Source organism: Streptomyces sp. NPDC050806 (assembly GCF_055586425.1).
In genome coordinates, this window is the sequence record NZ_JBVJIF010000014.1 from 108473 (window position 1) to 134262 (window position 25790).

The 25790-nt window shown below is 71.7% G+C and carries 18 protein-coding genes; 12 read left to right on the forward strand and 6 right to left on the reverse strand.

The annotated features are described in order from the left end of the window. Nucleotides 1-14: 14 nt before the first annotated feature. The 4 genes from ACZ6WH_RS35830 to ACZ6WH_RS35845 are packed head-to-tail and all read right to left on the reverse strand — an operon-like array spanning nucleotide 15 to nucleotide 4926. Nucleotides 15-2264: an iron-containing redox enzyme family protein gene (locus ACZ6WH_RS35830; protein WP_469733906.1), complete on the reverse strand. Its 2250-nt coding sequence runs from the start codon at nucleotides 2262-2264 to the stop codon at nucleotides 15-17. Beyond that, nucleotides 2264-3226: a 3-oxoacyl-ACP synthase gene (locus ACZ6WH_RS35835; RefSeq protein WP_469733908.1), complete on the reverse strand. Its 963-nt coding sequence runs from the start codon at nucleotides 3224-3226 to the stop codon at nucleotides 2264-2266. Before ACZ6WH_RS35835 ends, ACZ6WH_RS35830 begins: the two co-directional genes overlap by 1 nt. After that, nucleotides 3223-4137, reverse strand: coding sequence for an isocitrate lyase/PEP mutase family protein (locus ACZ6WH_RS35840; protein WP_469733910.1), 915 nt, complete (start codon nucleotides 4135-4137; stop codon nucleotides 3223-3225). Before ACZ6WH_RS35840 ends, ACZ6WH_RS35835 begins: the two co-directional genes overlap by 4 nt. Nucleotides 4138-4140: 3 nt before the next feature. After that, on the reverse strand, nucleotides 4141-4926 hold the full coding sequence (locus ACZ6WH_RS35845) for a thioesterase II family protein (RefSeq protein ID WP_469733912.1): 786 nt from the start codon (nucleotides 4924-4926) through the stop codon (nucleotides 4141-4143). 522 nt (nucleotides 4927-5448) lie between these two features. Between ACZ6WH_RS35845 and ACZ6WH_RS35850 the strand changes: the two genes are divergently transcribed. Then, nucleotides 5449-6246, forward strand: coding sequence for a LuxR C-terminal-related transcriptional regulator (locus ACZ6WH_RS35850; RefSeq protein WP_432859427.1), 798 nt, complete (start codon nucleotides 5449-5451; stop codon nucleotides 6244-6246). A 114-nt stretch (nucleotides 6247-6360) separates the two neighbouring features. Here ACZ6WH_RS35850 and ACZ6WH_RS35855 read toward each other — a convergent pair whose 3' ends face one another. Then, complete coding sequence (locus ACZ6WH_RS35855) at nucleotides 6361-7323, reverse strand: DMT family transporter (RefSeq protein ID WP_432859429.1); 963 nt, start codon at nucleotides 7321-7323, stop codon at nucleotides 6361-6363. A gap of 303 nt (nucleotides 7324-7626) precedes the next feature. Here ACZ6WH_RS35855 and ACZ6WH_RS35860 point away from each other — a divergent pair, with 303 nt between their 5' ends. The 7 genes from ACZ6WH_RS35860 (at nucleotide 7627) to ACZ6WH_RS35890 (ending at nucleotide 20047) form a co-directional block, all read left to right on the forward strand. Next, a complete protein-coding gene (locus tag ACZ6WH_RS35860; RefSeq protein WP_469733914.1) occupies nucleotides 7627-9381 on the forward strand; it encodes a DUF4192 domain-containing protein in 1755 nt (584 codons plus the stop codon). Nucleotides 9382-9485: 104 nt separating this feature from the next. Further along, a complete protein-coding gene (locus tag ACZ6WH_RS35865) occupies nucleotides 9486-11573 on the forward strand; it encodes a glycogen debranching N-terminal domain-containing protein (protein ID WP_469733916.1) in 2088 nt (695 codons plus the stop codon). A 48-nt stretch (nucleotides 11574-11621) separates the two neighbouring features. Then, a complete protein-coding gene (locus tag ACZ6WH_RS35870) occupies nucleotides 11622-12386 on the forward strand; it encodes an NUDIX hydrolase (RefSeq protein ID WP_361562986.1) in 765 nt (254 codons plus the stop codon). A gap of 460 nt (nucleotides 12387-12846) precedes the next feature. Next, nucleotides 12847-15318 carry an ATP-binding cassette domain-containing protein gene (locus ACZ6WH_RS35875; protein ID WP_469733917.1) on the forward strand — a complete coding sequence of 824 codons (2472 nt, stop codon included), beginning with the start codon at nucleotides 12847-12849 and terminating at the stop codon, nucleotides 15316-15318. Nucleotides 15319-15611: 293 nt separating this feature from the next. Further along, nucleotides 15612-16583: a FadR/GntR family transcriptional regulator gene (locus tag ACZ6WH_RS35880; RefSeq protein ID WP_432859441.1), complete on the forward strand. Its 972-nt coding sequence runs from the start codon at nucleotides 15612-15614 to the stop codon at nucleotides 16581-16583. A 930-nt stretch (nucleotides 16584-17513) separates the two neighbouring features. After that, a complete protein-coding gene (locus ACZ6WH_RS35885; protein WP_469733919.1) occupies nucleotides 17514-19085 on the forward strand; it encodes an RNA polymerase sigma factor in 1572 nt (523 codons plus the stop codon). A 137-nt stretch (nucleotides 19086-19222) separates the two neighbouring features. After that, entirely contained in the window at nucleotides 19223-20047 is an 825-nt protein-coding gene (locus ACZ6WH_RS35890; protein WP_432859445.1) for a S1 family peptidase, read from the forward strand. A 259-nt stretch (nucleotides 20048-20306) separates the two neighbouring features. Here the strand turns inward: ACZ6WH_RS35890 and ACZ6WH_RS35895 are convergent, their stop codons facing one another. Then, nucleotides 20307-20537 (reverse strand): DUF7455 domain-containing protein, encoded by a 231-nt coding sequence (locus tag ACZ6WH_RS35895; RefSeq protein ID WP_361562978.1) that lies wholly within the window; start codon nucleotides 20535-20537, stop codon nucleotides 20307-20309. A gap of 435 nt (nucleotides 20538-20972) precedes the next feature. On the opposite strand from ACZ6WH_RS35895, the gene ACZ6WH_RS35900 reads away from it, so the two are divergent. The 4 genes from ACZ6WH_RS35900 to ACZ6WH_RS35915 all read left to right on the forward strand — a co-directional run bounded on the left by ACZ6WH_RS35900 (nucleotide 20973) and on the right by ACZ6WH_RS35915 (nucleotide 25635). Further along, nucleotides 20973-23093, forward strand: a complete 2121-nt coding sequence (locus ACZ6WH_RS35900; protein ID WP_432859447.1) for a DNA gyrase/topoisomerase IV subunit B — start codon at nucleotides 20973-20975, stop codon at nucleotides 23091-23093. Nucleotides 23094-23243: 150 nt separating this feature from the next. Next, nucleotides 23244-23738, forward strand: a complete 495-nt coding sequence (locus tag ACZ6WH_RS35905) for a DUF1453 domain-containing protein (RefSeq protein ID WP_469733922.1) — start codon at nucleotides 23244-23246, stop codon at nucleotides 23736-23738. Nucleotides 23739-23776: 38 nt separating this feature from the next. After that, nucleotides 23777-24964, forward strand: coding sequence for a sensor histidine kinase (locus tag ACZ6WH_RS35910; protein WP_469734022.1), 1188 nt, complete (start codon nucleotides 23777-23779; stop codon nucleotides 24962-24964). Continuing rightward, entirely contained in the window at nucleotides 24943-25635 is a 693-nt protein-coding gene (locus ACZ6WH_RS35915; protein WP_469733924.1) for a response regulator transcription factor, read from the forward strand. Before ACZ6WH_RS35910 ends, ACZ6WH_RS35915 begins: the two co-directional genes overlap by 22 nt. The last annotated feature ends 155 nt before the right edge of the window (nucleotides 25636-25790 follow it).

The following is a 25790-nucleotide window of genomic DNA, read 5'->3' on the forward strand; positions in this document are numbered from 1 at the left end:
CGCGGGGCGCGGTGTCAGATGACCAGGTCGGCGTCGTCGGGCCGGGCGTCGTGCGCCGGCGCGGCCGGGCCGGCCGGCCGGTCGCGGACCTGCTTGACCAGCTCGTGCTCGACGAAGTACGCGAAGGACGCGTAGCCGCGCCAGATGCGGCGCCACTCCCGCTGGACGGCCTCCTCACCGGAGGCCCGCCGCACGTCGTCCAGGTAGGAGACGATGATGTCGGCCGACTGCCGGGCGTGCCCCGCGGAGAAGTTGTCGATCGACAGGTGCGCCTCTTCGTAGCCCACGTCGAAGCTGTGGCGGCGCAGCTTCTGGATCTCGTGCAGCCGCATCTCGCCCAGCCCGAACATCTCGATGCCCAGGTTGTAGCCGAGGATCTCGTTGTAGAGCGTGTCGGGGAAGAGCGACAGGCACACCTGGTGGATGGAGAACCCGTAGAGCCCGTCCGGCAGATCGCCCTGCTCCCGGAACTCCTCCTGCCGGATGTGCGGCAGGTGGATGTCCATGCTGGCCAGCACCTGGTGGATGAGGGTGATGTGGTTCTTGGCGACGTCGCCGCGGCCCATCTCGTCGGCGTAGATGGCGAACAGCATGTGGTCGCTCTGCCGGTGGTCGCGCCCGAGGTTGCCGATGCGGTGCGCCCAGCTGCCGTCGATCAGGCTGCCCAGCGCGAACGTCGACTGCCCGAAGATTACTTCGTCGCGGTCGGGTATCTCCGTCAGCGGCCGGTACGGGTTCACCAGCTTGTCCCAGTAGATCCGCTCGACGCGCTCCATGAGCGCCTCGGGGGTGTACTCGAAGAACTCGGCGTTGGTGAGTTTCCCGCCGCCGCCGTGGGTGAAGAGCAGCTCCGCTTCGGCGAGCCCGGCCTCGGCCCGGTCCCGGGCCACCGGCAGGATGTGCGGGAACTGCTCGACGTTGACGATGCGGTGGAACAGCTCCCGGTCGTCCAGGCCGGCCGCGACCTCGGCGGCCACGGCGTCGGCGGGCTCGGCGCGGCGCAGCGCCCCGGCCCACTCGGCGGCCTGCTCGTCACCCGCGGTGTTCGGCCGGAAATCTAGGTCCGCCGGCTCGCCCGCGGCGATGGAGTCCGCCCACGCCGCGAAGGTGGCGGCCTCCCGTTCGTCGAAGATGCCGAACATCGGCCCGCCGAATTTGATCGACTGCAGGAACCGGCAGGTCCCGGACCGGCCGGGCTGCGTCTGCCGGGCCTGCCGGAACGCCTCGACGAACTCCGCGAGGTCGAGGTTGTCGTCGTCGAGCCACTCCGAGAGCCGCCGGCCGCCCATCCGGACGCTGCGGTGCTGCTTCCCCGCGAACGGCGCGTGCCGGGCCACGATCTGGGCGACCCTGGCGTCCAGGGACAGGCTGTCGTGCCACGCGGCCAGCTCGGTGAGCATGTCGGTGTGCTCCCGCTCCAGCCGCAGGACCAGCCCGATCGCGGTGAGCATCCGCCGCCGGTCCGCGTCGCCGGTGGGCGACTGCTCGGTGAACGCGAGGTACTCGGCGAGAACCGGCCGGGTCGCCTCCTCCGGCAGGAACGCCTCGGTGCCCAGCAGCAGGTCGTCGACGCCCAGCGCGGACATCGCGTAGTGCACGCCCACCACTTCCGGCAGGAAGGACGCGGGCAGCCGGGAGAGCGCGAGGGGGAACGCGGCGTGCAGCGCGGTCAGCGGGCGGGCGCCGGCCCGGTGCAGGAAGTCGACGGTCTCGATCCGGGGCAGATGGACGCCCTGCTCGTCCAGGGCCCGCCGGCGCCGGTCGAGGAGCCCGCGCTGCGGAGTGCCCTCGCCCCGCAGGAGGAAGTACTGCCCGTGGAGGCGGTTGACGACGACGGACGGCTGGGTGGCGGCCTGGGAGACGACGTCCAGCCAGCAGCCCGCGAGGAGTCCCAGGGGCGCACGCTGCCGCAGGACCAGGTCGCGGGTCTCCTCCCCGGCCTCCCGCAGCGCGGTCAGGGCCGGCACCAGGCCGGCACGCGCCCGTCCGACGTACGCGGCGACCGCTTCGGCGTCCGTGCACTCCTGCAGGGCGGCGGGGTCGGCCTCGTCGCGGGCACGGCCGAGGAACGCCTCCAGGACCCGCAGGGCGACGAGGAGCGTGGTCTCGCTCTCCTGGTCGCCGAGCAGCTGCTGGAAGACGCCGGCCGGCTCGCCGTCGAGGACCGCGGCGGCCTCCTCGAACGTCTTGGGGCTGAAGAGGAAGGGGGCGCGGGGCAGGGACGTGGTCAGGTCCGGAAGAGGGAATCCGGTGTGCGCGTTCATCAGAGCTCCTGGGAAGTGGTGGCTGCCGGGGCGGGGGTGGCGGGCAGCTTGCGCAGCATGACGCTCACCCGGACACCGGGAACGCTCGCGGCCAGCAGGTAGTGGCCGTCGTCCCGCAGCTGTCCTGCCGCTCCCCGGTCCACCAGGTTGATCAGCGGGTCGGCGGCGAAGCAGTGGCCGACCCGGCTGATGTTGTCGAGGAACAACTGCTCGGCGGAGAACCCGGCCTGACGCTCCTTCATGACCACGAGCGGCTTGAAGAGGTTGAGGTGCAGCACGCCGTCGATGTCCCCCGGCTTCATACCGGCCGCGGTGAGCACCCGCTCGTTGACCACGCGGGCGAGGTCCGAGCTGATCTCGTTCGACCAGTCCAGCGACGCCGGGTCCTGCGCGGAGGCCCCGGCGACCAGCTCGTAGCTGTCCGCACCGTGCGGCTCCGCCCCCACCACACAGGCCGCCGCGCCATCGCTGAACAGGGCGAAGTTCTCCATGCGCACGGACTCGTCGGTGATCCGGTCGATGGACAGGACCAGCATCCGGCGGTGCTGTCCGGCGGCCACCAGCGCATGGGCCGTGCGCAGGCCCACCAGGAGGTTCGTACAGCGGTTGAGGGTGATGCCGGTGAAGGCCGCGTCGCCGAGGCCGATACCGGTCATCACCGTCTCCACGAACCTGCCGTGGGTCCGGGGGCCGCCGGGGAACTTGGTCGAGCACACGATGAGGCCGTCGACGGTGCCGGGCTCGACCGCGGCGGCGCGCAGCGCCGCCCGGCCGCTCTCCACGGCGAGGGTCTCCAGGCTCTTCGCCGTACGCCGGACCGTGCCCCACCCCCACAGCTCGGCTTTCGGTGGCATCCCGAACTCACGGGCGCGGGCGTGCAGGTTGGCGATGGTCGTGTGGTCGGCCTCCGTCTCGCCGAGGACGTAGGAGGGGGCGGACAGGTACGCCGGTGCTGTGTTCACGGTGTGGGGTCACTTTCCGGGCCGGCCGGCTGGTCCGGCGCCATCATCGTGTTGGCCTCGGCATACGGGACGGCGTCCGCCCCGAAGCCGAAGGTGCCGTGGTCGCGGATCTCCTGGGCGGCGCGGACGACGGCGCCGAGCGAGGCCCTGGACAGCGCCGAGCCGACGCTGATCCGCCGTACGCCCAGGTCGCCCAGTTCGGTGACGGACAGCCGCAGCGCGGGCGAGCCCATCAGGACGTTGACGGGCGCCGAGACCGAGGAGCACACCGCGCGGATGGCGTCGGCGTCCGGCAGGGCCGGCGCGTAGAGCACGTCGGCTCCCGCGGCCTCGTAGGCCCGGAGGCGGCGGATGGTGTCGTCGAGGTCGGGGACGCCCTGGAAGAAGTTCTCCGCGCGGGCGGTCACCATGAAGGGGAAGTCGAGCTCCTTGGCCGCGGCGACGGCCGCGGACACGCGCTCCACGGCCTCCTCCAGCGGCCGGATCGGATCCGCGGCACGGCCGGTGGAGTCCTCGATCGACCCGCCGACCAGGCCGACGGCGGCGGCGCGCCGGATGGTCTCGGCGACCTCTTCCGGTGTGTCGCCGAAACCGCTCTCAAGGTCGGCGGAGACCGGCAGCGTGGTCGCCGCGACGATCGCTGCCGCGTTGGCCAGGATCTCCTCGCGGCCCAAGCGGCCGTCGGGCAGCCCCAGTCCGTGCGCCAGGCCGGCGCCGGTGGTGGCGAGCGCGGGGAAGCCCATTCCGGTCAGGATGTGCGCGGTGCCGGCGTCCCACGGGTTGGGGACGACGAAGGGCCGGGGGCCCTCGTGGAGCTTCCGGAACGTTTCGGCACGGCCCTGCTGGTCTGCGGTGGAGCGGTTCATGGTGCGGGTCCCCTCTGCGGTACGGGTGTCATAGGTGTCGGGCACTGCTCAGATAAGCTCAACGTGCTCATCGACAGGCGCGTTCGCGCCAGGTGCCCCACTTATGAGCGACCGCAGAAGGCCGGTGACGGCGCCGGGACTGCCGTCGAAGTAGAAGTGGCCGCCGTCGGCCCAGTGCTGGGTGACCCCGGCGCTGCTCTCGCGCTCCCAGGGGTCGAGGCCGTCCTTGGTGACATGCGGATCGTCGTAGCCGTTGATCAGGGTGACGGGGACGTGCAGCGGGGGCGCCGGCCGGTAGGCGTACTCCGCGACCATACGGAAGTCCGACCGCAGGTTGGGGAGCAGCAGTTCCTGCAGCGCCTCGTCGGCGACGACCTCCGGCGGCAGTCCGCCGAAGAAGCCCACGGCCTCGGTGAAGGCACGCCCGTCCAGCCGCGCGGTCTCCACCACACGCTGCGTGGGCAGCAGGGCGGGGGCGGAGCAGCCGGAGGCGACCAGGTGCCGGAAGCCCGGCAGGCCTTCGATGCGCCGCGCGACCTCGAAGGCCAGTACGGCGCCGAAGCTGTGCCCGAAGAGGAGGAAGGGGCGGTCGGCGGCCGCGGCGATCGCCGCCGCGGCTCCGTCGGCGAGGTCCGGCACGGTGGTGAGGGCGGTCTCCCGGTACCGGGGCCCCCGTCCGGGCGGACAGACCGCGACCACTTCCGCGTCCTCTCCCAGGTCCTTCTGCCAGCTGAGGAAGGAACGTGGATTGCCTCCGGCGTGGGGGAAGCAGTAGACGCGGGCGGCACGCCGGGGTCCGGCTTCGTCGCACAGAAACCAGGGGGAAGAAGACACAGTGGGGAACCGATCTCTCGTACCTGACGGGGACTCAGGAAGTCGACCGGGAGCCGGCCGCATTCCAGCCGACATCGTCCAGTCTGGTGTCACCCGTGGGGGCCGCGGATAGCGAGGTGTCCGCGGCGTTCACCCCGGGGACGACCATCAGAAAACTCGCTACCGCGACGAACCCGATACGAAGAGTGAAGTTCGGCCGACGGGGTGAACGGCTGGACGAGGAAAAGTTTTCCCGCATGTTCTCTGAACCTTCCCTGCGAAGTGGTGGGGAGTCCGATCAACAAAGAGGAGAGCGCCGCCCGGCCGAAGCGAACGCATTCCGTTTGATCGCCTGCAATCAATGTCCCTTGCCTGGAGCCGGAGTTGAAGATCTAAGATGGTTCGGGTTTCCGTACTACGGGAAACTGAGGGGACTTACACGCACTAAAGGGACATGCAGACAGCATGGGGGTTAGAGGCGTGAATGACGCAAATGGCACTAACACAGGTCAAAACGGACAGAAATCTGCGCGATTAGAGTCCATGCCGGAAGATCCGGAGGGAACGGAAGGCACTCTGCGGCGGCTGGCCGCGCAGTTGGATGAGCTGTCGCGGCTCACGGTGGGCCGTCCGATCGACGGCATCAACAGCGTTCCGGAGGTGCCGGCGGGGCCTCCGGAACCATTCATTTCCCATCTGGACGGGCTGGAAGCCATAGAGAAGGCCATCAATGAGGCACTCTCCGGCGCCCGAAGGGAAATCCTGACCGCACAGCCGGACGGGCCCCGGCCGGGACCTGTTCTGGAAAAGGCACTCGATTCGGTGCGGCGACATATCGAGGCGGGTGTCGCGATGCGGACGCTCTACCAGCACACCACGCGATTCGACGAGGCGACCAAAAGGTATGTGCGGGCGGTATCCGATTACGGCGTACGGGTCCGGACGCTGGCCGAGTTCTTCGACCGGCTGATCGTCATCGACGACGCGGTCGCCTTCATTTCGGCGAATGAAAGCCGTACGCATGCAATGGCTATCCGCGAGCCGGCGGTGGTGCGGTTCCTCAAGGACACTTTCGAGCGTTCCTGGGACCGGGCGAAGGATTTTCCGTTCGTTCCACTGCATGCGGCGAAAGCGGCCGGCGAGGTCATTCCGTCACTCCGGGAATCGATCAGCAGCCTGCTGATCGGGGGGTACTCGGACAAGCGGATCGCGCGCCGGCTGGGCATCAGCGAACGGTCGCTGCAGGGGCACATCGCGGCCATGAAGCAGGAGCTCGGGGCGCACACCCGGGTACAGCTCGGCTACCTGCTGGCACGGAACGAGACGACGATCGTCCTGTGACGTGCCCGCTCCCACGAAGAGCGGCGCGGACCGCCACGGGGCGGTGCACATGACGGAGGGGCCGGCCGGGGAGCATTCCCCGGCCGGCCCCTCCCGTGTGCCGTTCCGTGCGCTTCAGCGCGTGCTCTCCGTTGCGGGGGCCTCGGACCCGGTCGGCTCCGGTCCGGGCGCGGCCGGCGGCTCCTGCGGTGCGCGGACGCCGCGCCTCCGGGAGACCGCGACCCCACCGAGGCAGATGACGCCGCCGAGGAGGGTGACCCAGCCGGGCACCTCCCGCAGGGCGAGCCAGGAGATGAGGACCACGACGGCGGGCACCGCGTAGGTGGTCGCCCCCATCTTGCCCGCGGTCGTCCGGGACAGCGCGTACGCCCAGGTGCTGAACGCCAGGGCCGTCGGGAAGAGCCCCAGGTAGACGACGTTGAGGGTCGCCGAGAGCGGCGCCTCGGACAGCTGCGACACCAGCTGCCCACTGAAGGGCAGGCAGCAGACCGTGCCGATGAGGCAGCCGAACGTCGTGGTCTGCATCGCCGTCGCGTGCCGCAGGGCGGGTTTCTGCGAGACCACCCCGGCGCCGTACGCCACCGCCGCCAGCAGGCAGAGCAGGACACCCAGTACGGAGGACGAGCCCTCGCCGGACGTGGAGAAGCCGACCACGACCGCGCCCACGAACGACACGCCCATGCCGAGCAGCAGGAGCGGCGGGAACCCCTCCTTGAGCAGCCAGCCGCCCAGGAGGGCGATCACCATCGGTCCGACATTGACCACCATGGAAGCCGTGCCGGCGTCGACTTTCTGTTCGCCCCAGTTCAGGACCACCATGTAGACGCCGAACCAGAGGACTCCAGATCCCACAATGCCCGGCCATGCCTTACGAGGCGGTAAACCGCCCCGTTTGACCAGCAATACGCACACCAATGCGACGGAACCGGTCACGAGTCTGCCCAGTGCCAGTGCTCCAGGACTGAAGTGGTCGGCCGAGGCGCGAATGGAGACGAACGCCGAAGCCCAAAGAACAACGGTGACCGAAGCCGCGATCAGCGCACGACGATCGGTTCCGGAAACGTTTGTGGATCGCATCACGCGCACAATCTAATCACTTGTAAACAGCATGAACAGATCGCACCGAACTCCGGGACCCCTCCAATACCCGCTGGATCGACGCCAATTGAGGAGGTCCGCCGACGCCGCGCCCCGGCGCGTTCGAGACCGTCATCGGCAACGGAAACCGCTGCGACCTGCACGGTCGGACGTATGTCCACTGAACACGCGCGGCAGTTGTCCGGCATCCGTGCACCCGTGATGGTTTGTGGAAAACTTTAATCACCCGGGCGTTATCCACAGGGGTCGCCGCGGCGCGGCGAACCGCGGGATCTTCGGCTCATGAACCCGCACATCGAGCCGGCCGACCCGGCAGACCCCCGCCCCACCACCCCGGCCGGCCCGGAAGCCCAGGTCACACTGCGCGGCCCGGCCGAACTCGCCGACGCACTCCCGTACTTGCTCGGTTTCTACCCCGACGACAGCATCGTCCTCGTCGCGCTGCACGGCGCACGCGGACGCTTCGGCGGCCGCGTCCGGCTGGGCATCCCCGCCGACACCACCCAATGGCCCTACGTCGCCGACCAGCTCGCCGACAGCCTGATCACCTCCGCTCGCGAGCGCGGCACCCCGCCCGGCGGCATCATCGCCTTCCTCTGCCAGGACCCGACCGCCACCGAGACCGGCCGCGACGTACGCGACCGCCTCCACCCCCTCGCCCAGCGACTGCGCACCGCCTGCGGCAGCCGCGACGTCCCCGTCCTCGAAGCCCTCTGCCTCTCCCACGGCCACTTCTGGTCCTACGTCTGCCCCGACGAACGCTGCTGCCCCGCCGCAGGCACCCCGCTCGTCCTGCCGGGCACCTCCGCCATGGCAGCGGCCGCCGCCTACTCCGGCGTCCAGGTCCGCGGCTCGCTCAAAGACATGGAGGCCCGCCTCGCCCCGCACACCGGCGCCCGCGCGGACGACCAGGTCAAAGCCCTGGACGCCGCGGCCGCAGCGCTCATCCCGCGCATGCTCTCCGGCCAGGACCCCAAGGCCGTACGCGACGAGACCCTCGCCCTCCTCACCCGCGCCCTCCACACCTTCCGCGGCGACCCGCCCACCGGCAGCCACCGCGCCAAGGACGCCTGCGACGACGCCCTCCTCACCAACGGCGAAGCCGCCGAAATGCTCCTCGGCCTCCAGGACCGCCTCACCCGCGACCAGGTCGCCGCCTGGACGGAAGGCCCCGACGCCGCACCCGCCCTGCGCCTCTGGCGCGCACTGGCCCGCCGCTGCCCCGACGCCTACGAAACCCACGCGGTACCCCCGCTCACCCTGGCCGGCTGGGTCTCCTGGGCGACCGGCGACACCGTCTCCGCCCGCGTCGCCCTCTGCCGCGCCCTCACCCTCGACCCCGACTACCTCCTCGCCCAACTCCTCCACCGCGGCCTCAACGAGGGCCTCGACCCCGACAAACTCCGCCACTGCCTACGCACCGCGCCCCACTCCACGGCTCCGCCGGGCACGGGACCCGCCGTCGGCCGTGCGCCGGACGGCACGCCGGAGCATGCGCCTGCCGCCGCATCCGCCCCTGCGCTCGGCGTTGCGCCCGGCGCTGCGCCGGACCAGGAGCGGGGCGCGCCGCACGCCTTGGGCTCCGTGCGGGATCGGGACGGAGCCATGGCGCGCGCCTCGGGCTCCATGCCGGTTGGGGACGGGGCCATGCCTCACGCGGCTGCTTCGCCCACGTCGGCCATCGACAACCCGACCGACACCGACACCGACTCCGACTCCGACACCGGCACCGACAGCGACACCGCCATTGAGACCAACACCGATACCCCCCTCGGCGCCCCCATCGGCACCGCCACCGAGACCAATGCCGCTACCGCCATGGAGACCCACACGGACACCGATGCCGACGCGACCGGCCCCCGGACGGGACGCGCGCCGACCCGCCGCTCGCGTGCCGATCGCCGCGCAGGACACCGCATCCGCACCCGTCCCGCGGCACGTCCCCGCGCGGGACGCCCCCGCCCGCGCACCGGCCCCGCGGGAGGCCGCCGGGACGACCGGACCGACGACCGGACCGACGGCCGGAGCCCGCGATGAACACACCCGACCTGACGTTCCGGCGTGACCTGCGCATCGGCCGCGGCGTTCCCCTATGTGGCGCGACCCGTACGGAATCCCCACCACAACAGGGAGCACCCCCCATGGCAGGCATGTTCCCCACCCCGCCGCAGACCCACCCGGCCCCCGCACGGCAACGCGCCGCGCCGCCGCCCCGCCCACCCGAGCCGCAACCCGTCCACACCGCCCTGATCTGCGTGGCCCTGCCCGCGCTCGCCATCTCCTCCGGCGCCCACGGCCAGCTCACCGGCAACGGCATGGAAGGGTTCTACCGCTCCGGCAGGCGGGTCCTCGCCCGCTGCGTCCTCCGCGTCGCCGGAGCCCAGCCGCTCACCGTGCAGGCCAGGACGCTCGGCGCCGACCGTGCCCGCTTCACGGGCACCCTCCGTACGCCCCACGACCCCGGCCCCGACCCCGGTCTCCTCGTCGAACGCCTGCGGAACGCCGACGGCACCGAACGCATCACCCTGCACAACAACACCCCCCGGGCCCTGCGCCTCCCCGTGGAGATCACCTTCTCCACCGACCTCGCCGAACTGAGCGCCGTCGCTCTCGGGCTCCCCGGACCCGACCTGCCCGCCTCCGTCCACGCCGCCGGACTCCGCTGGACCACCGACACGGTCCACGCCACCGTCACGGCCACCCCGCCACCGGACGACGCGCTCGCCGCCGCCGGACTGCTCCGCTGGAACCTGGACCTGCCGCCCGGCGCCCCACGCACCATCGAACTCACCGTCCGCAGCGGCACCACCGGGCCGACGCACGCACCCACCGGAGGAGCCGCTCTCCCCACCGCCGCCGGAACGCACGCCACCCGACCGCCCCGCCCCTGGTCCGCAGCGCGCCTCCAGTGCGACGACCCGCGCGCGAGCGCCCTGCTCACCACCGCACTCGACGACCTCAACGGCCTCCTGACCCGGGACCCCGCCGTACCGGCCGACACCGGACTCGCGGCCGGCATCCCCTGGCGGTGCACCCCGGCCCCGGCCGAGGCGCTGGCCGCGGCCCGCATGCTCCTCCCGCTCGGCACCCGGCTCGCCGCCGGCACCCTCCGCACCCTCGCCCGCAGCCAACACGCGGCCCCAGGGCCGGATTTCGGCCGAATTCCCGGCCCCCTGCGGGACGCCGGCCCCCACTCGCCACCGAGCTGCACCGGCATCGAGGCAACGCTGCTGTTCCCCGCGGTCCTCGCCGAAGCCCGGCGATGGGGCCTGCCCACGCCCGACGTCGAACGCCTGCTGCCCGCCGCCGAACGCTGCCTCACCTGGCTGCGCACCACGTCGGCCGGCGCCGTCGGCGCCTCGGCGGGCGCCGGCTGCGTACCCGACCCGGCCCCCGCCGGCCCCTACCGCTGCGAGACCCAGGCGCACGCCCACCGCGCGGCGCTGCTCGGCGCCGACCTCCTCGACGCGTGCGACCGCCCCGGCGCCGACGAGCTGCGCGAATGGGCCGCCGAACTGCGCCGCCGCTTCCGCGACCACTTCTGGATCGACGACCCCGGCGGCGGCCGCCCCGCGGCCCTGTGCGCCCCCGACGGCCGCCCGCTCACGCGCCTCGTCTCCGGTGCCGCCCACCTCCTGGACACCGGCCTGCTCGGCAGCGGGACGTACGCCCCCGGACTGCTCGACGGCGTCCGCGCGGAACAGGTCGCGAAACTGCTGAACAGCCCTGTCCTCGACACCGGCTGGGGCCTGCGCGGCCTCGGCAGCAAGGAGGACGGCTACAACCCCTTCGGGCACCGCGGCGGAGCAGTCCGCGTCCACGAGACCGCCGTCGCCGCATCCGCGCTGGCCGCCGCGGGCCGGGAGACGGAGGCGACGTCGTTGATCAGAGGGCTGCTGGACGCCTCGGAGAGCTTCGCGTACCGCCTCCCGGAGATGTACGCGGGACACCAGCGCACCGGCGACGGCGCCCCCGTACCGCACCCCACGGCCTGCCGGCCCGCCGCGGTGGCCGCGGCCGGCGCGGTGCACGCGCTGCTCGCCCTGGTGGGCATCCGTCCGGACGTCCCGGGCGGCACGCTCTCCGTACGGCCGCTCTCCGGGACGCCGCTGGGCGCCCTGCACGTCACCGGTCTGACGGTCGCGGAGCAGCCGTTCTCCGTCCGTGTCAGCGGCCGTGGCCTGGGAATGGTGGAGGAGGCGGCAGATGGCCTGCAACTGGGGGCGTGAAGAAGCGGACCGCCTGTTTATCGTCAGGCGGACGACTATGATCGCGACATGCCTCCCTACGACCCGTCGGCCTTCCCCCCGTTCGCCGTCACCGTCGACCTGGTCGTGCTCACCGTGCGCAAACACGCGTTGTGCGCGTTGGCCGTCCGCCGCGGTGAGCCACCCTTCCAGGGACGGTGGGCCCTGCCCGGAGGATTCGTACGGGCCGACGAAGACCTGGAGACGGCGGCGACCAGGGAACTCGCCGAGGAGACCGGCCTGCAGGCACACGGCCCGGCAGGCCCCCAGCTGGCCCCCGGCGCGCATCTCGAACAGCTCGCCACGTACGGGGACCCCAAGCGCGATCCGCGGATGCGCGTCGTCAGCGTCGCCCACCTGGTGCTCGCCCCCGATCTGCCGGCACCGCGCGCCGGCGGCGACGCGCACGGCGCCCGCTGGGCACCCGTCGAGACGCTCCTGGAGCAGGAGAACGGCCTCGTCCGGGACGGCGACCAGGCCGCGCCGCTGGCCTTCGACCACGCGCGCATCCTCGGGGACGGCGTCGAACGGGCCCGCTCCAAGATCGAGTACTCCTCGCTCGCCACCGCGTTCTGCCCGCAGGAGTTCACGGTCGGAGAGCTGCGCAGGGTGTACGAGGCGGTCTGGGGCGTGGCCCTGGACCCCCGCAACTTCCACCGCAAGGTGACCGGCACGCCGGGCTTCCTCGTCCCGACCGGGGGGACGACGACCCGTCAGGGCGGCCGCCCGGCCCAGCTCTTCAGCGCAGGCGGCGCCACCTTGCTGAACCCCCCGATGCTCCGACCGGAGGTGTGAGACCGGGGTCCGGTACTTGATGCCTGCTGGTCGTGGGCGTGTTGTACCTGCTGTGTTTGCTGTATCTGCTGTTCATGGGCGAGGGGGTGGTGGGGGAGGGGCGGGGGGGGGGGGAGGCCCCCCGAAGGCCAGCGGGACACGAGCGCGGCAATGCGCCTGACATTGCGGGCAAATTGGACATTAAGGGTTACCGTGGCGGGGTGAGTCCTTCAGTCCCCGCAGCGCTCGCAACGTCCGCCCCCGCTTCCCCCGCCCGCCCCTCCAGCCGCCCCCTCGGCCCTCCCGCCGCCCGCCCCGCGGCCCCCGCCGCGATGACGGCGCTGTCGGCGAGTACGGCAATGACAGCGGTCACGGCAATGTCGGCGGTCACGACGATGTCGGCGATGACGGCGACCGCAGAGCGCGCCCCCGGCACCGGGCGGCCGCGTACGGGGAAGCCGCGTACCGGGCGAGGCGCGCGATGATCCAGGCCGTTGGACTGACCAGCGAGGCCCGTCGCGGCCTGCCGCCCGCCGTGGACGACCTGACCTTCGAGGCGCCGGCCGGACAGGTCACGGTCCTCCTCGGGGCCAGGGGCGCGGGCAAGACGACGGCTCTGCGCCTGATGCTGCGGATGGAGCGCGGACGGGGCATCACGCTCTTCCGCGGCCGCCCCCTGCACCGCCTGCCGAACCCGGCGCGGGAACTGGGCGTGCTGCTCGGCGACGTACCCGGCCATCCCGCCCGCACCGCCCGGTCGCACCTGCGGATGCTCACCGCGGCGGCCGGCGTCCCGGCGGACCGTGCCGAGGACGTCCTGGAGGTCGTCGGTCTCAGCGGCCTGGCGGAGGAGCGGCTGGGCGAGTTCTCGCGCGGCATGGACCGCCGCCTCGGCATGGCGGCCGCCCTGCTCGGCGACCCGCACACGCTGCTCCTCGACGAACCCGACGAAGGGGTGTCGCCCCGCGAGGCGGCGTGGCTGTACGGGCTGCTGCGAGGGTTCGCCGCGCAGGGCGGCAGCGTGCTCGTCACGGCTTCGGACGCCAAGGCCGCCGCCCGGCTGGGCGACCGGATCGTCACGGTCGAGGACGGCCGGCTGCTCGCCGACCAGGAGGCCGCCGACTTCACGCACACCCGGTTGCGGCCGCGCGTCAGCGTCCGGTCCCCGCACGCGGACCGGCTGGCGGCGATCCTGGTCGACGAGTGGCAGCGTGCCGACCCGGCCGTGGACCCGCGCGCCGAGCAGGCGCTGGAGGTCGTACGCGAGAGCGGCAACCGCATCGCTGTCTACGGGAGCAACTGTGCGCTGGTGGGGGACACGGCGTACCGGCACGGCATTCTCGTACACCAGCTCGCGGACGAGATCGGCGACGCCAGGCCGATCATCCCGCTGAACCGGGCCGATGGCCGGCTGGCGGCCAGGCCGGCGACCGGCCACGGCGCGATGGTGGCCGCGGAGGCCGCCAAGGACGAGGCGGAGTACGAGAAGAGCGACGCGAGGTACGCCGGGGCACCGCACGAGAGGTCGGCGGACGAGCCGTACGCGGATGCGTACGAGAACGGGCGATGCCCCGACGGTGCCGAGAGCGCAGAGCCGTACGCAGAAGCGCCCGCAGAGACGTACGCGGAAACGCACGCCACCCCGGCCGCACCTGACGAAGCCGCCGAGGTGAACGTGAGCCCCGGTGAGCCGGTGCGGAAGGACGCGGGAGGCCACTGCGCCCTCATCTCAGGGCCCGCTGTCTCGGGACCCGGCGGTACGGGAAAAGCGGAGCGGACCGGAGGCCTGCAGGGGGCCGGGAGGCGTGTGACCACTTCCGGCCGCGCCCTCTCGGTGGCGGACCGCGCCGACGCCAACGGCATTGCCAACCGCGACGGCAACGCCAACGCCAACGCCAACGCCAACGGCAGTACCAACGCCAACAACGGCGCCAACGGCAGCGAACTCACCACGACCCTCGAACTCCCCGTCATCCCCGCCGACGGCGAACAATCCCCTCGGCCCGAAGAATCAACGGACACCCCCAACGCCCCGTCCCACGGCCACGGCCACAGCCACAGCCACGGCCACAGCCCCGGTCCCGGCTCCGCCCCCGGCATCGCCGCTCCCCGTGCGCCGCGCCAGGCCTCCACCCCGCGCGGCAGGGTTCAGCCCTCGCGGCTGGTGCTGCCGCGGCTGCCCGCTCCGGGGCCCGCGTGGCCGGTCCGGTACGAGATCCGGCGGGCGGTCAGTGACCGTACGGCGATGGGCGTCGGGCTGCTCGTACTGATCGTGTCGCTCGTCCTGGCATGGGTGCTGGCGCGCGGCGGTGACGTGTCGGCGGCACGCGCGCTGGCGGGGTGGCCGGACCGGTTGCCGTTCCCGCCCGCCGCGGTGGGGGCCGGTCTGATCGGCGCGCTCGCCTTCGGTCAGGAGTTCCGGTACCCGGCGCTCGCTCCCGAACAGGGTTCGGTACCCCGAAAGTTGCGGCTGCTGGGCGCCAAGCTGCTGATCAGTGCGGCGAGCGCGCTCGTACTGGCGGTCGCCTCGGCCTTCCTCAGCAGCGTGACCGTGGGCTATGTCTTCGGTGTGCAGGCGTTGCCGACGGTTGCCGACTGGCCGCTGCTGTCGCTCGGTTGGGCCTCGCTGCTGGTGGGGTCCGCGTGGGCCGGTCTTCTCGCGGCGGGGATCTTCCGGTCGACCGCCATGGGGCTGGCGGCGGTCCTGGCGGTGCCCGTCGCCGTGGTCCCGCTCGTGCAGGGGCTGCTGAGCGATGCGACGGCGCGCTCGGCGATCGGTTTCCCGGCGCGGGTGCAGGCCACGGCGGCGGTCCGGTGGCCGTCCCGGGTCGGTGACCTGACCGATGCCGCCTGGCGGCTGGCGGCGCAGCCGGTGGTCGGCGCGATGGGGCTGTCGCTCGCCGTCCTGCTGTGCGCATATGCCGTCACGGCCTTGCGCCGGAGGGCACGCTGAGGATGCGCGGGACGCGGAACCGCGGTAAGGGGCGGAGAAGTGACGGACGAACCCGTCGAGTGAATCTGACGGGTGAAAATGACAGAAGAACGTGAGATGCGGAGGGCCGGGGAAGGGATCAGGGGAAGCGGGAAGGTGGCCGAGGAGGCCGGGGGCAAGGGTGTGGATGACGTGAAAGGCGAGGTGAGCGGCGGGTTGAGCGCATCGCGTGAACTGTCCTCAGCTCCGCCTATTGCGTCTGGTTCCTTCCGATAAAGCGTCAATTGTAGGGTGATGAGCGATCACCCTTTCGTGTGCTTTTCACCAAAGCCCTCAAGGCGGTCCGGCACGTCGCCGACAAAGGATGCGTGAGTACCCTTGCGCACACCATGATGACCGCGACTCGCCCCGCCGACTCCGGCCTCACCGGCCCGGGCGAGCTCGACCGCTACCCCTACGCCGACGCCGTCGGTGGCGAGCGCACCGACCGCGTGGCTCCCGTATGGGACGGCCAAGAAAGCGAGATGGCCCGGGTCGGCCGCCGCACCGCCGGCAGCCGCGGCCGTGGCCTGCACGGCCAACTGGTCCAGCAGCTCGGCCAGATGATCGTCTCCGGCGATCTCGGCGCCGACCGTCCGCTCGTCCCGGAAGAGATCGGCCAGCGCTTCGAGGTCTCCCGGACCGTCGTCCGTGAATCACTGCGTGTCCTGGAGGCCAAGGGCCTGGTCAGCGCGCGCCCGAACGTCGGCACCCGAGTCCGTCCGGTCAGCGACTGGAACCTCCTCGACCCCGACATCATCGAGTGGCGGGCGTACGGACCGCAGCGCGACGACCAGCGCCGGGAGCTGTGCGAGCTGCGCTGGACCATCGAGCCGCTCGCCGCCCGCCTCGCCGCGGGCCACGGCCGTGAGGACGTGCAGCAGCGCCTCGCCGACATGGTCGAGATCATGGGCCACTCCGCCGCCCAGGGCGACTCCCTGACGTTCGCCCGTGCGGACGCGGAGTTCCACTCGCTGCTCCTCCAGCTCACCGGCAACCGCATGCTGGAGCACCTCTCCGGCATCGTCTCCGCCGCCCTCCAGGTCTCCGGCGGCTCGGCCCTCGGCTGCGAGCACCCCGTCGAGACCTCCGTCGGCCAGCACATGAAGATCGTCGACGCGATCGGCGCGGGCGACGCGGCCGGTGCGGAGGTTGCGATGCGTCAGCTGCTCGCGACCGACGGCGAGACCGGGGTGCCCGGAGCGGGTGCGGTGGACCACGTGGTTCCCGCCCCTCGCGAGCACTGAACGGCGCCCTGACCCGGTCGCACCTGATCGGACCCGGCCGCACTCGGTCGGCCCCGGTCGGCTCTGAGCGGTGTCCGCGCCCGGCCGTACCGAACGGCGGTGCTGCCCCCACGGGCGCGCGGCCGACCGGCGACCCGGGGTCCCTGCCCAGCAGAAACCGTACGCCGCGCCGCCCTCGCCCGGTCGCTCCGGCCGGTCGCCCCGACGGGGCACGCCGGCCGTACGTCTCGACCGGTCACGCCGGCCGTTCGCCCTCGGCCGAGGCGCCCCGCCGAGCCCCGCTCCCGCGGCGAGGGCCGCGAGGCGCATGGAGCCGGCGCGACGCCGCAGCGACCGGGCAGTGCCGCAGTGACCGGGCAGCGCCGCAGCGCCGCCGCCACGCCGAAGTGCCGTGAGTGACCACGTACACCGCAATGCAGCACGAGCGCGCAGGCGAGCACCGCAACCAGGCTGTGCTTGCTGTGCCGCCCGTACGAGTCAGCTGCCCGTACGAGCCCGTGGGGCCGGTCGCCGAGCCGTACGTCTCCGTGCGGCACGGCCGCCTGCCCGGCCGTGCCGCACGCGCGGACGGCGGCGCGGCGAAACGTGCCGGCGCCGGCCGCACGCGCGGCGTTCCTCTCGCTCCTCCCGGGGCCCGGGGGTCCGCCGAAGCGCCGCCTCTCGCCCTCATCCCTCCAGTACGCCCACACATCGATAAAAATGTGACGTTATGGGGTGTGACTCGGGCCACGCGGATTGGGCGTAACGCTCTGCGGGAGAGCGCGATGACTTAAGAGGTGATAGCCGAGGAGGGAATACGGCGACCGTTCGCGGCGCTGTTCAACTCCCTGGTTGCCCTTGCGCCGTCGGCCCACCCCCGCCGACGGTCGTCGGCTCCGATCCACAGTGGACGGGGTCGGAAGCCGTTTCCATCGTTCCGAGAGGTTGTTCGTGTCGGCCAGCACATCCCGTACGCTCCCGCCGGAGATCGCCGAGTCCGAGTCTGTGATGGCGCTCATCGAGCGGGGAAAGGCTGATGGGCAGATCGCCGGCGATGACGTGCGTCGGGCCTTCGAGGCTGACCAGATTCCGCCAACCCAGTGGAAGAACGTTCTGCGCAGCCTCAACCAGATCCTCGACGAGGAGGGTGTGACGCTGATGGTCAGTGCCGCAGAGGCGCCCAAGCGCACCCGCAAGAGCGTCGCAGCGAAGAGTCCGGCAAAGCGCACCGCCACCAAGACCGTCGCGGCCAAGACGGCCGCGGTGAAGAAGACCAGCGCGGCCGCGCCGGCCATGCCGCTGGCTTCGGCCGCGGCGGCGGACGGCCCCGGCGCCGAGGCGGACCCCGCCCCGGCGAAGAAGGCGGCGGCCAAGAAGGTCACCGCGAAGAAGGCCACGGCCAAGAAGACGGCCGCGAAGAAGACGACGGCGAAGAAGGCCGCCAAGAAGGACGCGGTCGACGAGATCCTCGAAGAGGACGGCGTCGAGGAGACCCCGGCGGCACCGGGCAAGGGCGACGCGCCCGAGACCCCCGAGGGCGCCGAGGCCGCGGGCTTCGTGCTGTCGGACGACGACGAGGACGACGCCCCCGCGCAGCAGGTCGCCGCCGCCGGCGCCACCGCCGACCCGGTCAAGGACTACCTCAAGCAGATCGGTAAGGTCCCGCTGCTCAACGCCGAGCAGGAGGTGGAGCTCGCCAAGCGCATCGAGGCCGGTCTGTTCGCCGAGGACAAGCTGGCGAACTCCGACAAGCTGGCGCCGAAGCTGAAGCGCGAGCTGGAGATCATCGCCGAGGACGGCCGCCGCGCCAAGAACCACCTGCTGGAGGCCAACCTCCGCCTCGTGGTCTCGCTGGCCAAGCGCTACACCGGCCGCGGCATGCTGTTCCTGGACCTGATCCAGGAGGGCAACCTCGGTCTGATCCGTGCGGTCGAGAAGTTCGACTACACCAAGGGTTACAAGTTCTCCACGTACGCGACGTGGTGGATCCGCCAGGCGATCACCCGCGCCATGGCCGACCAGGCGCGTACGATCCGTATCCCTGTCCACATGGTCGAGGTCATCAACAAGCTCGCCCGTGTGCAGCGCCAGATGCTCCAGGACCTGGGCCGCGAGCCCACCCCGGAGGAGCTGGCCAAGGAACTCGACATGACCCCCGAGAAGGTCATCGAGGTCCAGAAGTACGGCCGCGAGCCCATTTCGCTGCACACGCCGCTGGGCGAGGACGGCGACAGCGAGTTCGGTGACCTCATCGAGGACTCCGAGGCCGTGGTGCCGGCCGACGCGGTCAGCTTCACTCTTCTGCAGGAACAGCTCCACTCGGTCCTTGACACGCTCTCGGAGCGTGAGGCGGGCGTCGTTTCGATGCGCTTCGGCCTCACCGACGGCCAGCCCAAGACGCTGGACGAGATCGGCAAGGTCTACGGCGTCACGCGTGAGCGTATCCGTCAGATCGAATCCAAGACGATGTCCAAGCTGCGGCACCCCTCGCGTTCGCAGGTGCTCCGCGACTACCTCGACTGACGTCGCAGGTCACAGGGCATAGGGGCCCGGCCGCTCCCGATGGGGGGTGGCCGGGCCCTCGGCGTGTCCGGGGTGCGGCGCGCGACACGCTGACTCACTCTGGGTGTACGAAAGCTCCCCCAGAGTCAGGAGTCGGTATGGGCATCCGCATCCGCGCTGTCACCACGGTCCTCGCCGCCATCGCGCCGGCCGTCGCCGTACTCGGAGTTCCGGGACCAGCTGCCGCGGACAGTGTCATCGTGGGCGGACGGCAGGTGCAGGCTTCGTCGAGCCCGTGGGTCGTGGCGCTGGCGAGCCGTGAGCGCTTCGGGGACGAGCGTTCCGGGCAGTTCTGTGGCGGTGTGCTCGTGGGCCCCTCGACGGTGCTCACCGCGGCGCACTGCATGGGCAAGGACGTGCTGGGTGCGTCGCCGGACGCCGTGCCGGACCTGCGAGTGATCGTCGGACGTACTGACCTGCGGGGCCGGGCGGGCAGGGAGATGGCGACCCGCAGCGTCTGGATCAATCCTTCGTACGACGCGACGACGAACGCCGGGGACTTCGCCGTGGTGAGGCTGCGCGGGACCGCTCCGGGGCGCGCGCTGCCGATGGCGGGCGCGTACGACCGCGCGTACCGGCCGGGGACGCCGGCGGCGGTCTACGGCTGGGGTGACACGACCGGCAACGGTACGTATTCCTCGGTGCTGCGCGCGGCGCGGGTGCAGGTCATGCAGGATGCGTCCTGTCGCCGGGCGTACCCGAAGAGTGTGGACGGTACCTACGACCCGGCCTCGATGCTGTGCGCGGGCACGCAGCAGGGCGGGCACGACGCGTGCCAGGGGGACAGCGGTGGTCCGCTCGTGGCGAACGGGCGGCTGGTGGGGCTGGTGTCCTGGGGGACCGGCTGTGGTGAGGCGGGCAAGCCCGGTGTCTACACGCGGGTTTCCGCGGCCAGGCAGGCGGTGCTGGGCCAGGGCGCCTGAGGGGTGCTGAGGGCGGCTTCGTGGGCCGCCGGTGGAGGTGGGGGTGAAAGGGCGGCTGGAGAGCCGCGTGAGGGCCCGGGGCGCCCCTCGACGGGGGAGAGCCCCGGGCCGTGCGGTGCGCGCTCCCTGAAGGAGTCGTGAACGCCGCAGGCCGGGAGTCGGACGGGCGAGTACGAGAGCGGGCGGTCTCCCCGGTGATCCGGGGGAACCGCCCGCGCACGGCTCTTGGCCGCTACTCGCTCGTCGTCGGTGCGATGTGTCAGCGTTCCTCTTCGGACGCGGACGCCGAAGTGGCGGTCAGCCGCTCCGTCTCGTCCTGTATCTCCGCGGCGATCTTCTTGAGTTCCGGCTCGAACTTGCGACCGTGGTGGGCGCAGAAGAGCAGTTCGCCGCCGGACATCAGGACGACGCGCAGGTAAGCCTGTGCGCCGCAGCGGTCGCAGCGGTCAGCGGCCGTCAGCGGGCTCGCGGGGGTCAGAACAGTAGTCACGTCGCCTCTTCTCTAGCTCGACGAGCTGTCGTACCAGGGTCAACATCCAACCAGGCCGAAAACGTTCCCGCTCGTGGCTTTTCCTCGAAAGTTTTTTTCCGAGGCGGCCGGGTGCTGCCGGGTGGCGGCGAATGAGCCGTATTGCGGTGGTCTGATTCGAGGTGTCGGGTCGGGCCTTGTCCTCACCGGCTGGGTTGCCGGTCGTTGATGAGGACGTGCCCGGAGCCTAAATGGTTCATGCCTCGAAGGGAACGTGATGTTCACGTCACCCACACGTGGAATAGAACGTACGAGCGAAAATCTACTAGCATGGGCCCGCTTACGGGTGGCGTCACAACGGCTCTACCAAGGCCTCGGTACCCTCTGACCGGCGACACCGCCACACCAGGGTCCGCGGAATGCGGACCACCAGAAATTCAGCGAGGAGCGAACCGCGTGACCGCCGAGATGTCCGTGCCGTCCACCGCCGTGCTGACCGGGGCAGACCGGGACGGATCCAACTACACCGCGCGGCATCTGCTCGTCCTGGAGGGCCTGGAGGCCGTCCGCAAGCGCCCCGGCATGTACATCGGATCCACCGACAGCCGTGGTCTGATGCACTGCCTGTGGGAAATCATCGACAACTCCGTCGATGAGGCGCTGGGCGGCTACTGCGACCGCATCGAGGTGATCCTGCACGACGACGGCTCCGTGGAGGTGAAGGACAACGGCCGTGGCATCCCCGTCGATGTCGAGCCCAAAACCGGCCTCAGCGGCGTCGAGGTCGTCATGACCAAGCTGCACGCCGGCGGCAAGTTCGGCGGTGGCTCGTACGCGGCCTCCGGCGGCCTGCACGGCGTCGGCGCCTCCGTGGTCAACGCTCTCTCAGCCCGCCTGGACGTCGAGGTCGACCGCAGTTCCAAGACGCACTCCATCAGCTTCCGCCGCGGCGTTCCCGGCATCTTCACCGAGTCGGGCCCCGAGGCCCCCTTCGACCCCACCGGTGGGCTCGTCAAGGGCAAGCGCATCCCGAAGACCCGTACCGGCACCCGGGTGCGCTACTGGGCCGACCGCCAGATCTTCCTCAAGGACGCCAAGCTCTCCCTGGAGACGCTGCACGCCCGCGCCCGCCAGACCGCGTTCCTCGTGCCCGGCCTCACCCTCGTCGTACGGGACGAGCGCGGCATCGAGGGCGAGGGGACGAGCGAGGAGACCTTCCACTACGACGGCGGCATCAGCGAATTCTGCGAGTACCTCGCCCAGGACAAGGCCGTCTGCGACGTGCTGCGCCTCTCGGGGCAGGGCACCTTCAAGGAGACGGTGCCGGTCCTGGACGACCGCGGGCACATGACGCCCACCGAGGTGACGCGCGAGCTCGGCGTGGACATCGCGCTGCGCTGGGGCACCGGGTACGACACGACCGTCAAGTCGTTCGTGAACATCATCGCCACCCCCAAGGGCGGCACCCACGTCACCGGCTTCGAACGCTCCGTGACCAAGACGGTCAATGAAGTGCTGCGCTCGGCCAAGCTGCTGCGCGTCGCCGAGGACGACGTCGTCAAGGACGACGCCCTCGAAGGGCTCACGGCCGTCGTCACCGTACGGCTGGCCGAGCCGCAGTTCGAAGGCCAGACCAAGGAGGTCCTCGGTACGTCGGCGGCCAACCGCATCGTCGCCAACGTGGTGGCCAAGGAGCTGAAGGCGTTCCTGACCTCCACCAAGCGCGACGCGAAGGCCCAGGCCCGCGCGGTCCTGGAGAAGGCCGTCGCGGCCGCCCGCACCCGGATCGCGGCCCGGCAGCACAAGGAGGCGCAGCGCAGGAAGACCGCGCTGGAGTCCTCCTCGCTGCCCGCCAAGCTGGCCGACTGCCGCAGCGACGACGTGGACCGCAGCGAGCTGTTCATCGTGGAGGGCGACTCGGCGCTCGGTACGGCCAAGCTCGCCCGCAACTCCGAATTCCAGGCGCTGCTGCCGATCCGCGGCAAGATCCTGAACGTCCAGAAGTCCTCGGTCTCGGACATGCTGAAGAACGCCGAATGCGGCGCGATCATCCAGGTGATAGGAGCCGGCTCGGGCCGCACCTTCGACATCGACGCGGCCCGCTACGGCAAGGTCATCTTCCTCGCCGACGCCGATGTCGACGGCGCGCACATCCGTACGCTGCTGCTCACGCTCTTCCAGCGCTACATGCGCCCGATGATCGAGCAGGGCAGGGTCTTCTCCGCCGTGCCGCCGCTGCACCGCGTGGAGCTGATCAACCCGAAGAAGGGCCAGGACAAGTACATCTACACGTACTCGGACAACGAACTGCGGCAGACGCTCCTGGAACTCCAGCGCAAGAACGTCCGTTTCAAGGACAGCATCCAGCGCTACAAGGGTCTGGGTGAGATGGACGCCGACCAGCTCGCCGAGACCACGATGGACCCCCGCCACCGCACCCTGCGCCGGATCAACATCAGCGACCTGGAGTCCGCCGAGAAGGCCTTCGACCTGCTCATGGGCAACGAGGTTGCGCCGCGCAAGGAGTTCATCACCAACTCCGCCGCGTCCCTGGACCTCTCGCGCATCGACACCTGAGCACCACCGCGCCGGAAGGGCCGTCCACCCACGGGTGGACGGCCCTCCGCGCATCTCCACCCGGGTCCCACCCGCGGGCCGATCCGCACGCCGTCGCGCGTTCCTAGCGTGGAAAGCGCCGACATCGTCCCGCACCCGGAGGCTCGAAACATGGGCGGCGTGCCCACCATCCTCGTCATCGCGGCGGTCGCCGCCCTCGTCATCGTCCGGCAGTTCAGCGCCCGGAAGGTCGCCGCCGACCGCAGGAGCTGGTGGGTGCTGCCCGCCGTCCTGGGCTACGTCGCGATCAGCCGCTCCGGCGGCGCCCTGCTGGACCCCACCCACCCCGTCGGCTCCGGGCTGCTCCTCGGCGCCGGCATCGCCGCCGGGCTCGCCACGGGCGCCGGGATCGCCTGGACCACGCGCGTGTGGACCGACCGGGACGGCGTCGTGTGGTCCAAGGGGCGCGGCGTGACGGCCGCGGTCTGGGGCGCGGGCGTCGCCGTACGCCTCGGCCTCACCGGCCTCGGCGCGCTCCTCGGCGTCCACCTGAACGGCCGGGCCACCCTTCTCACCGTCGCCGCACTGCTGCTCGCCCAGTCGGGCGCCCTGGCCTGGCGGGCCGGGTCGCTCGCCCCGTCGTACGGTGTTGCTGCCCCCAGGTGAGCCACGAAGAACAGGAGCGTGCGTCCGTGCCGCTGTCCGTGCCGCTGCGCTCCTGGACGCGCTGGCCGCTGCGCGAAGCGCTCTCCCACGAGGGCATCGGCGTCATGCGCAGGCGCCTCGCCCGGCTCGTCCGCGGCATCGTGCTGGGCGCGCTGCTGTGGACCACGGCGGCCGACCCGGACGTACGCGGCTGGGTCGTACCCGTCGGCGCGGCCGGTGTCCTCGCCGCCGGCGTCGCCTTCTGGGCCCTCTTCCGGACCTCCCTACGCCACCTGCTGTGGCCCTCCGTGGCCCTGCTGCTCCTCCTGGAGGCCGGCGCCTTCGGCTTCCACGAGGCGGGGCTGACGGTGCCCTCCGTCGTGCTGTGGTGCGCCTGCGCCGTCACCGCGCTCGAACGCCTGCCGCTGGCCGCAGCGATCCCCTGCACTGCCGCGGCGCTCGGCGGGTACGCCCTGCTCACCGACGACGGCCTCTGGGGCACGGCGCTCACCACCGCCGGGCTGGCACTCGTCGGCTACACCCTGCGGCTGGACGCCGAGGCGCGCGGCAATGCCCACCGCCTCCTGGCCCAGGAGCGCGCCGCCCGCGCGGCCGAGGCCGAGGCACGGGCCGCCGAGGCCGAATCGGCGGCGCTGGGTGAACGCGGCCGGATCGCCCGCGAGATCCACGACGTGCTCGCCCACAGCCTCAGCGCACAGCTCGTGCACCTGGAAGCCGCCCGTCTGCTCATCCAACGCAGCCCTGACCTGGAGGGTTCCCGCACCGAGGTACTCGAACGGGTGACGATGGCCCGCAGGATGGCCCGCGAGGGCCTGGACGGCACCCGCCAGGCGCTGTCCGCACTGCGGGGCGACATGGCGCACGTCGAGACCTTCCTGGGCGAGCTGGCCGCCTCCGAGGGCGCCCGGCTGGACATCGTGGGGGAGAGCCGCACGCTGCCCCCGGAGGCCGGCCTCGCGGTCCGCAGAGTCGCGCAGGAAGCGCTCACCAACGTCCGCAAGCACGCCCCCGGAGCGCGCGTGGAGCTGCGCCTGGAGTACGCGGCGGACGAGGTGGGGCTGCGCGTGCGCGACTCCGGGGGCGGAGGCGCTCCGGGCGAGCTCGCGGACAGCGGCTCCGGATACGGTCTGCGGGGGATGCGGGAGCGCGCCGAACTGCTCGGCGGGACGCTGGAGTCGGGCCCCGAGGAGGAGGGTTTCGTGGTGTGGCTGCGAGTGCCGGCGTGAGCGCGCGCGTGGTGGTCGCCGACGACCAGACCGTGGTGCGCGAGGGCATCGTGATGCTGCTGGGGCTGCTGCCCGGCATCGAGGTCGTCGGCTCGGCCTCCGACGGGGACGAAGCGGTCCGCCTGACCGCCGAACTCTCCCCGGACGTCGTGCTGATGGACCTCCGGATGCCGCGCTGCGACGGTGTCGAGGCGACGCGTCGCATCAGGGAGCGGCACCCCGCCACTCAGGTCGTCGTCCTGACGACGTACGCCGACGACGAGTCCCTCTTCCCGGCTCTCCGGGCAGGCGCGCGCGGTTATCTCACGAAGGACGCCGACGGCGACGAGATCGTACGGGCCGTCGAGGACGTGATGTCGGGGCAGGCCGGGCTCTCCCCGCAGATCCAGCGTCGGCTGCTGGAACGGTTCGCCGAGGCGCCGCCCGTACCGGGGGCCCACGCGCCGACGGCCGCCACGGAGCCGCCCGACGGCCTCACCGCCCGCGAGACCGAAGTGCTCGCGCTGGTCGCCGAGGGGCTCTCCAACCCCGAGATCTCCCGCCGGCTGCACGTCTCCACCGCCACGGTGAAGACCCACATCAACAACCTCTTCGCCAAGGCCGGCCTGCGGGACCGGGCGCAGGCGATCCACTACGCCTACCGGCACGGCATCGCGCGGCCCCCGGGGTGACCCGCAAGCGTGCCGCCGTCCCTGTTGGCGCTCAACACGGCTGTAAAACATCCCAGTTGGTCCGTCACCTGATGGGGTGAAGGATTCGCGATGGATGTCCGGGGACCACCGAATCTGTCCATCCTTGGGCGCACGGCCAGACAGGCCGCGGATCA

What these genes read in the sequence shown, in the direction of transcription:
- ACZ6WH_RS35830 (WP_469733906.1), bottom strand. Translation starts at nt 2,264, where the DNA reads ATGAACGCGCACACCGGATTCCCTCTTCCGGACCTGACCACGTCCCTG.
- ACZ6WH_RS35850 (WP_432859427.1), top strand. Translation starts at nt 5,449, where the DNA reads ATGCCGGAAGATCCGGAGGGAACGGAAGGCACTCTGCGGCGGCTGGCC.
- ACZ6WH_RS35855 (WP_432859429.1), bottom strand. Translation starts at nt 7,323, where the DNA reads ATGCGATCCACAAACGTTTCCGGAACCGATCGTCGTGCGCTGATCGCG.
- ACZ6WH_RS35860 (WP_469733914.1), top strand. Translation starts at nt 7,627, where the DNA reads ATGAACCCGCACATCGAGCCGGCCGACCCGGCAGACCCCCGCCCCACC.
- ACZ6WH_RS35865 (WP_469733916.1), top strand. Translation starts at nt 9,486, where the DNA reads ATGGCAGGCATGTTCCCCACCCCGCCGCAGACCCACCCGGCCCCCGCA.
- ACZ6WH_RS35870 (WP_361562986.1), top strand. Translation starts at nt 11,622, where the DNA reads ATGCCTCCCTACGACCCGTCGGCCTTCCCCCCGTTCGCCGTCACCGTC.
- ACZ6WH_RS35875 (WP_469733917.1), top strand. Translation starts at nt 12,847, where the DNA reads ATGATCCAGGCCGTTGGACTGACCAGCGAGGCCCGTCGCGGCCTGCCG.
- ACZ6WH_RS35890 (WP_432859445.1), top strand. Translation starts at nt 19,223, where the DNA reads ATGGGCATCCGCATCCGCGCTGTCACCACGGTCCTCGCCGCCATCGCG.
- ACZ6WH_RS35905 (WP_469733922.1), top strand. Translation starts at nt 23,244, where the DNA reads ATGGGCGGCGTGCCCACCATCCTCGTCATCGCGGCGGTCGCCGCCCTC.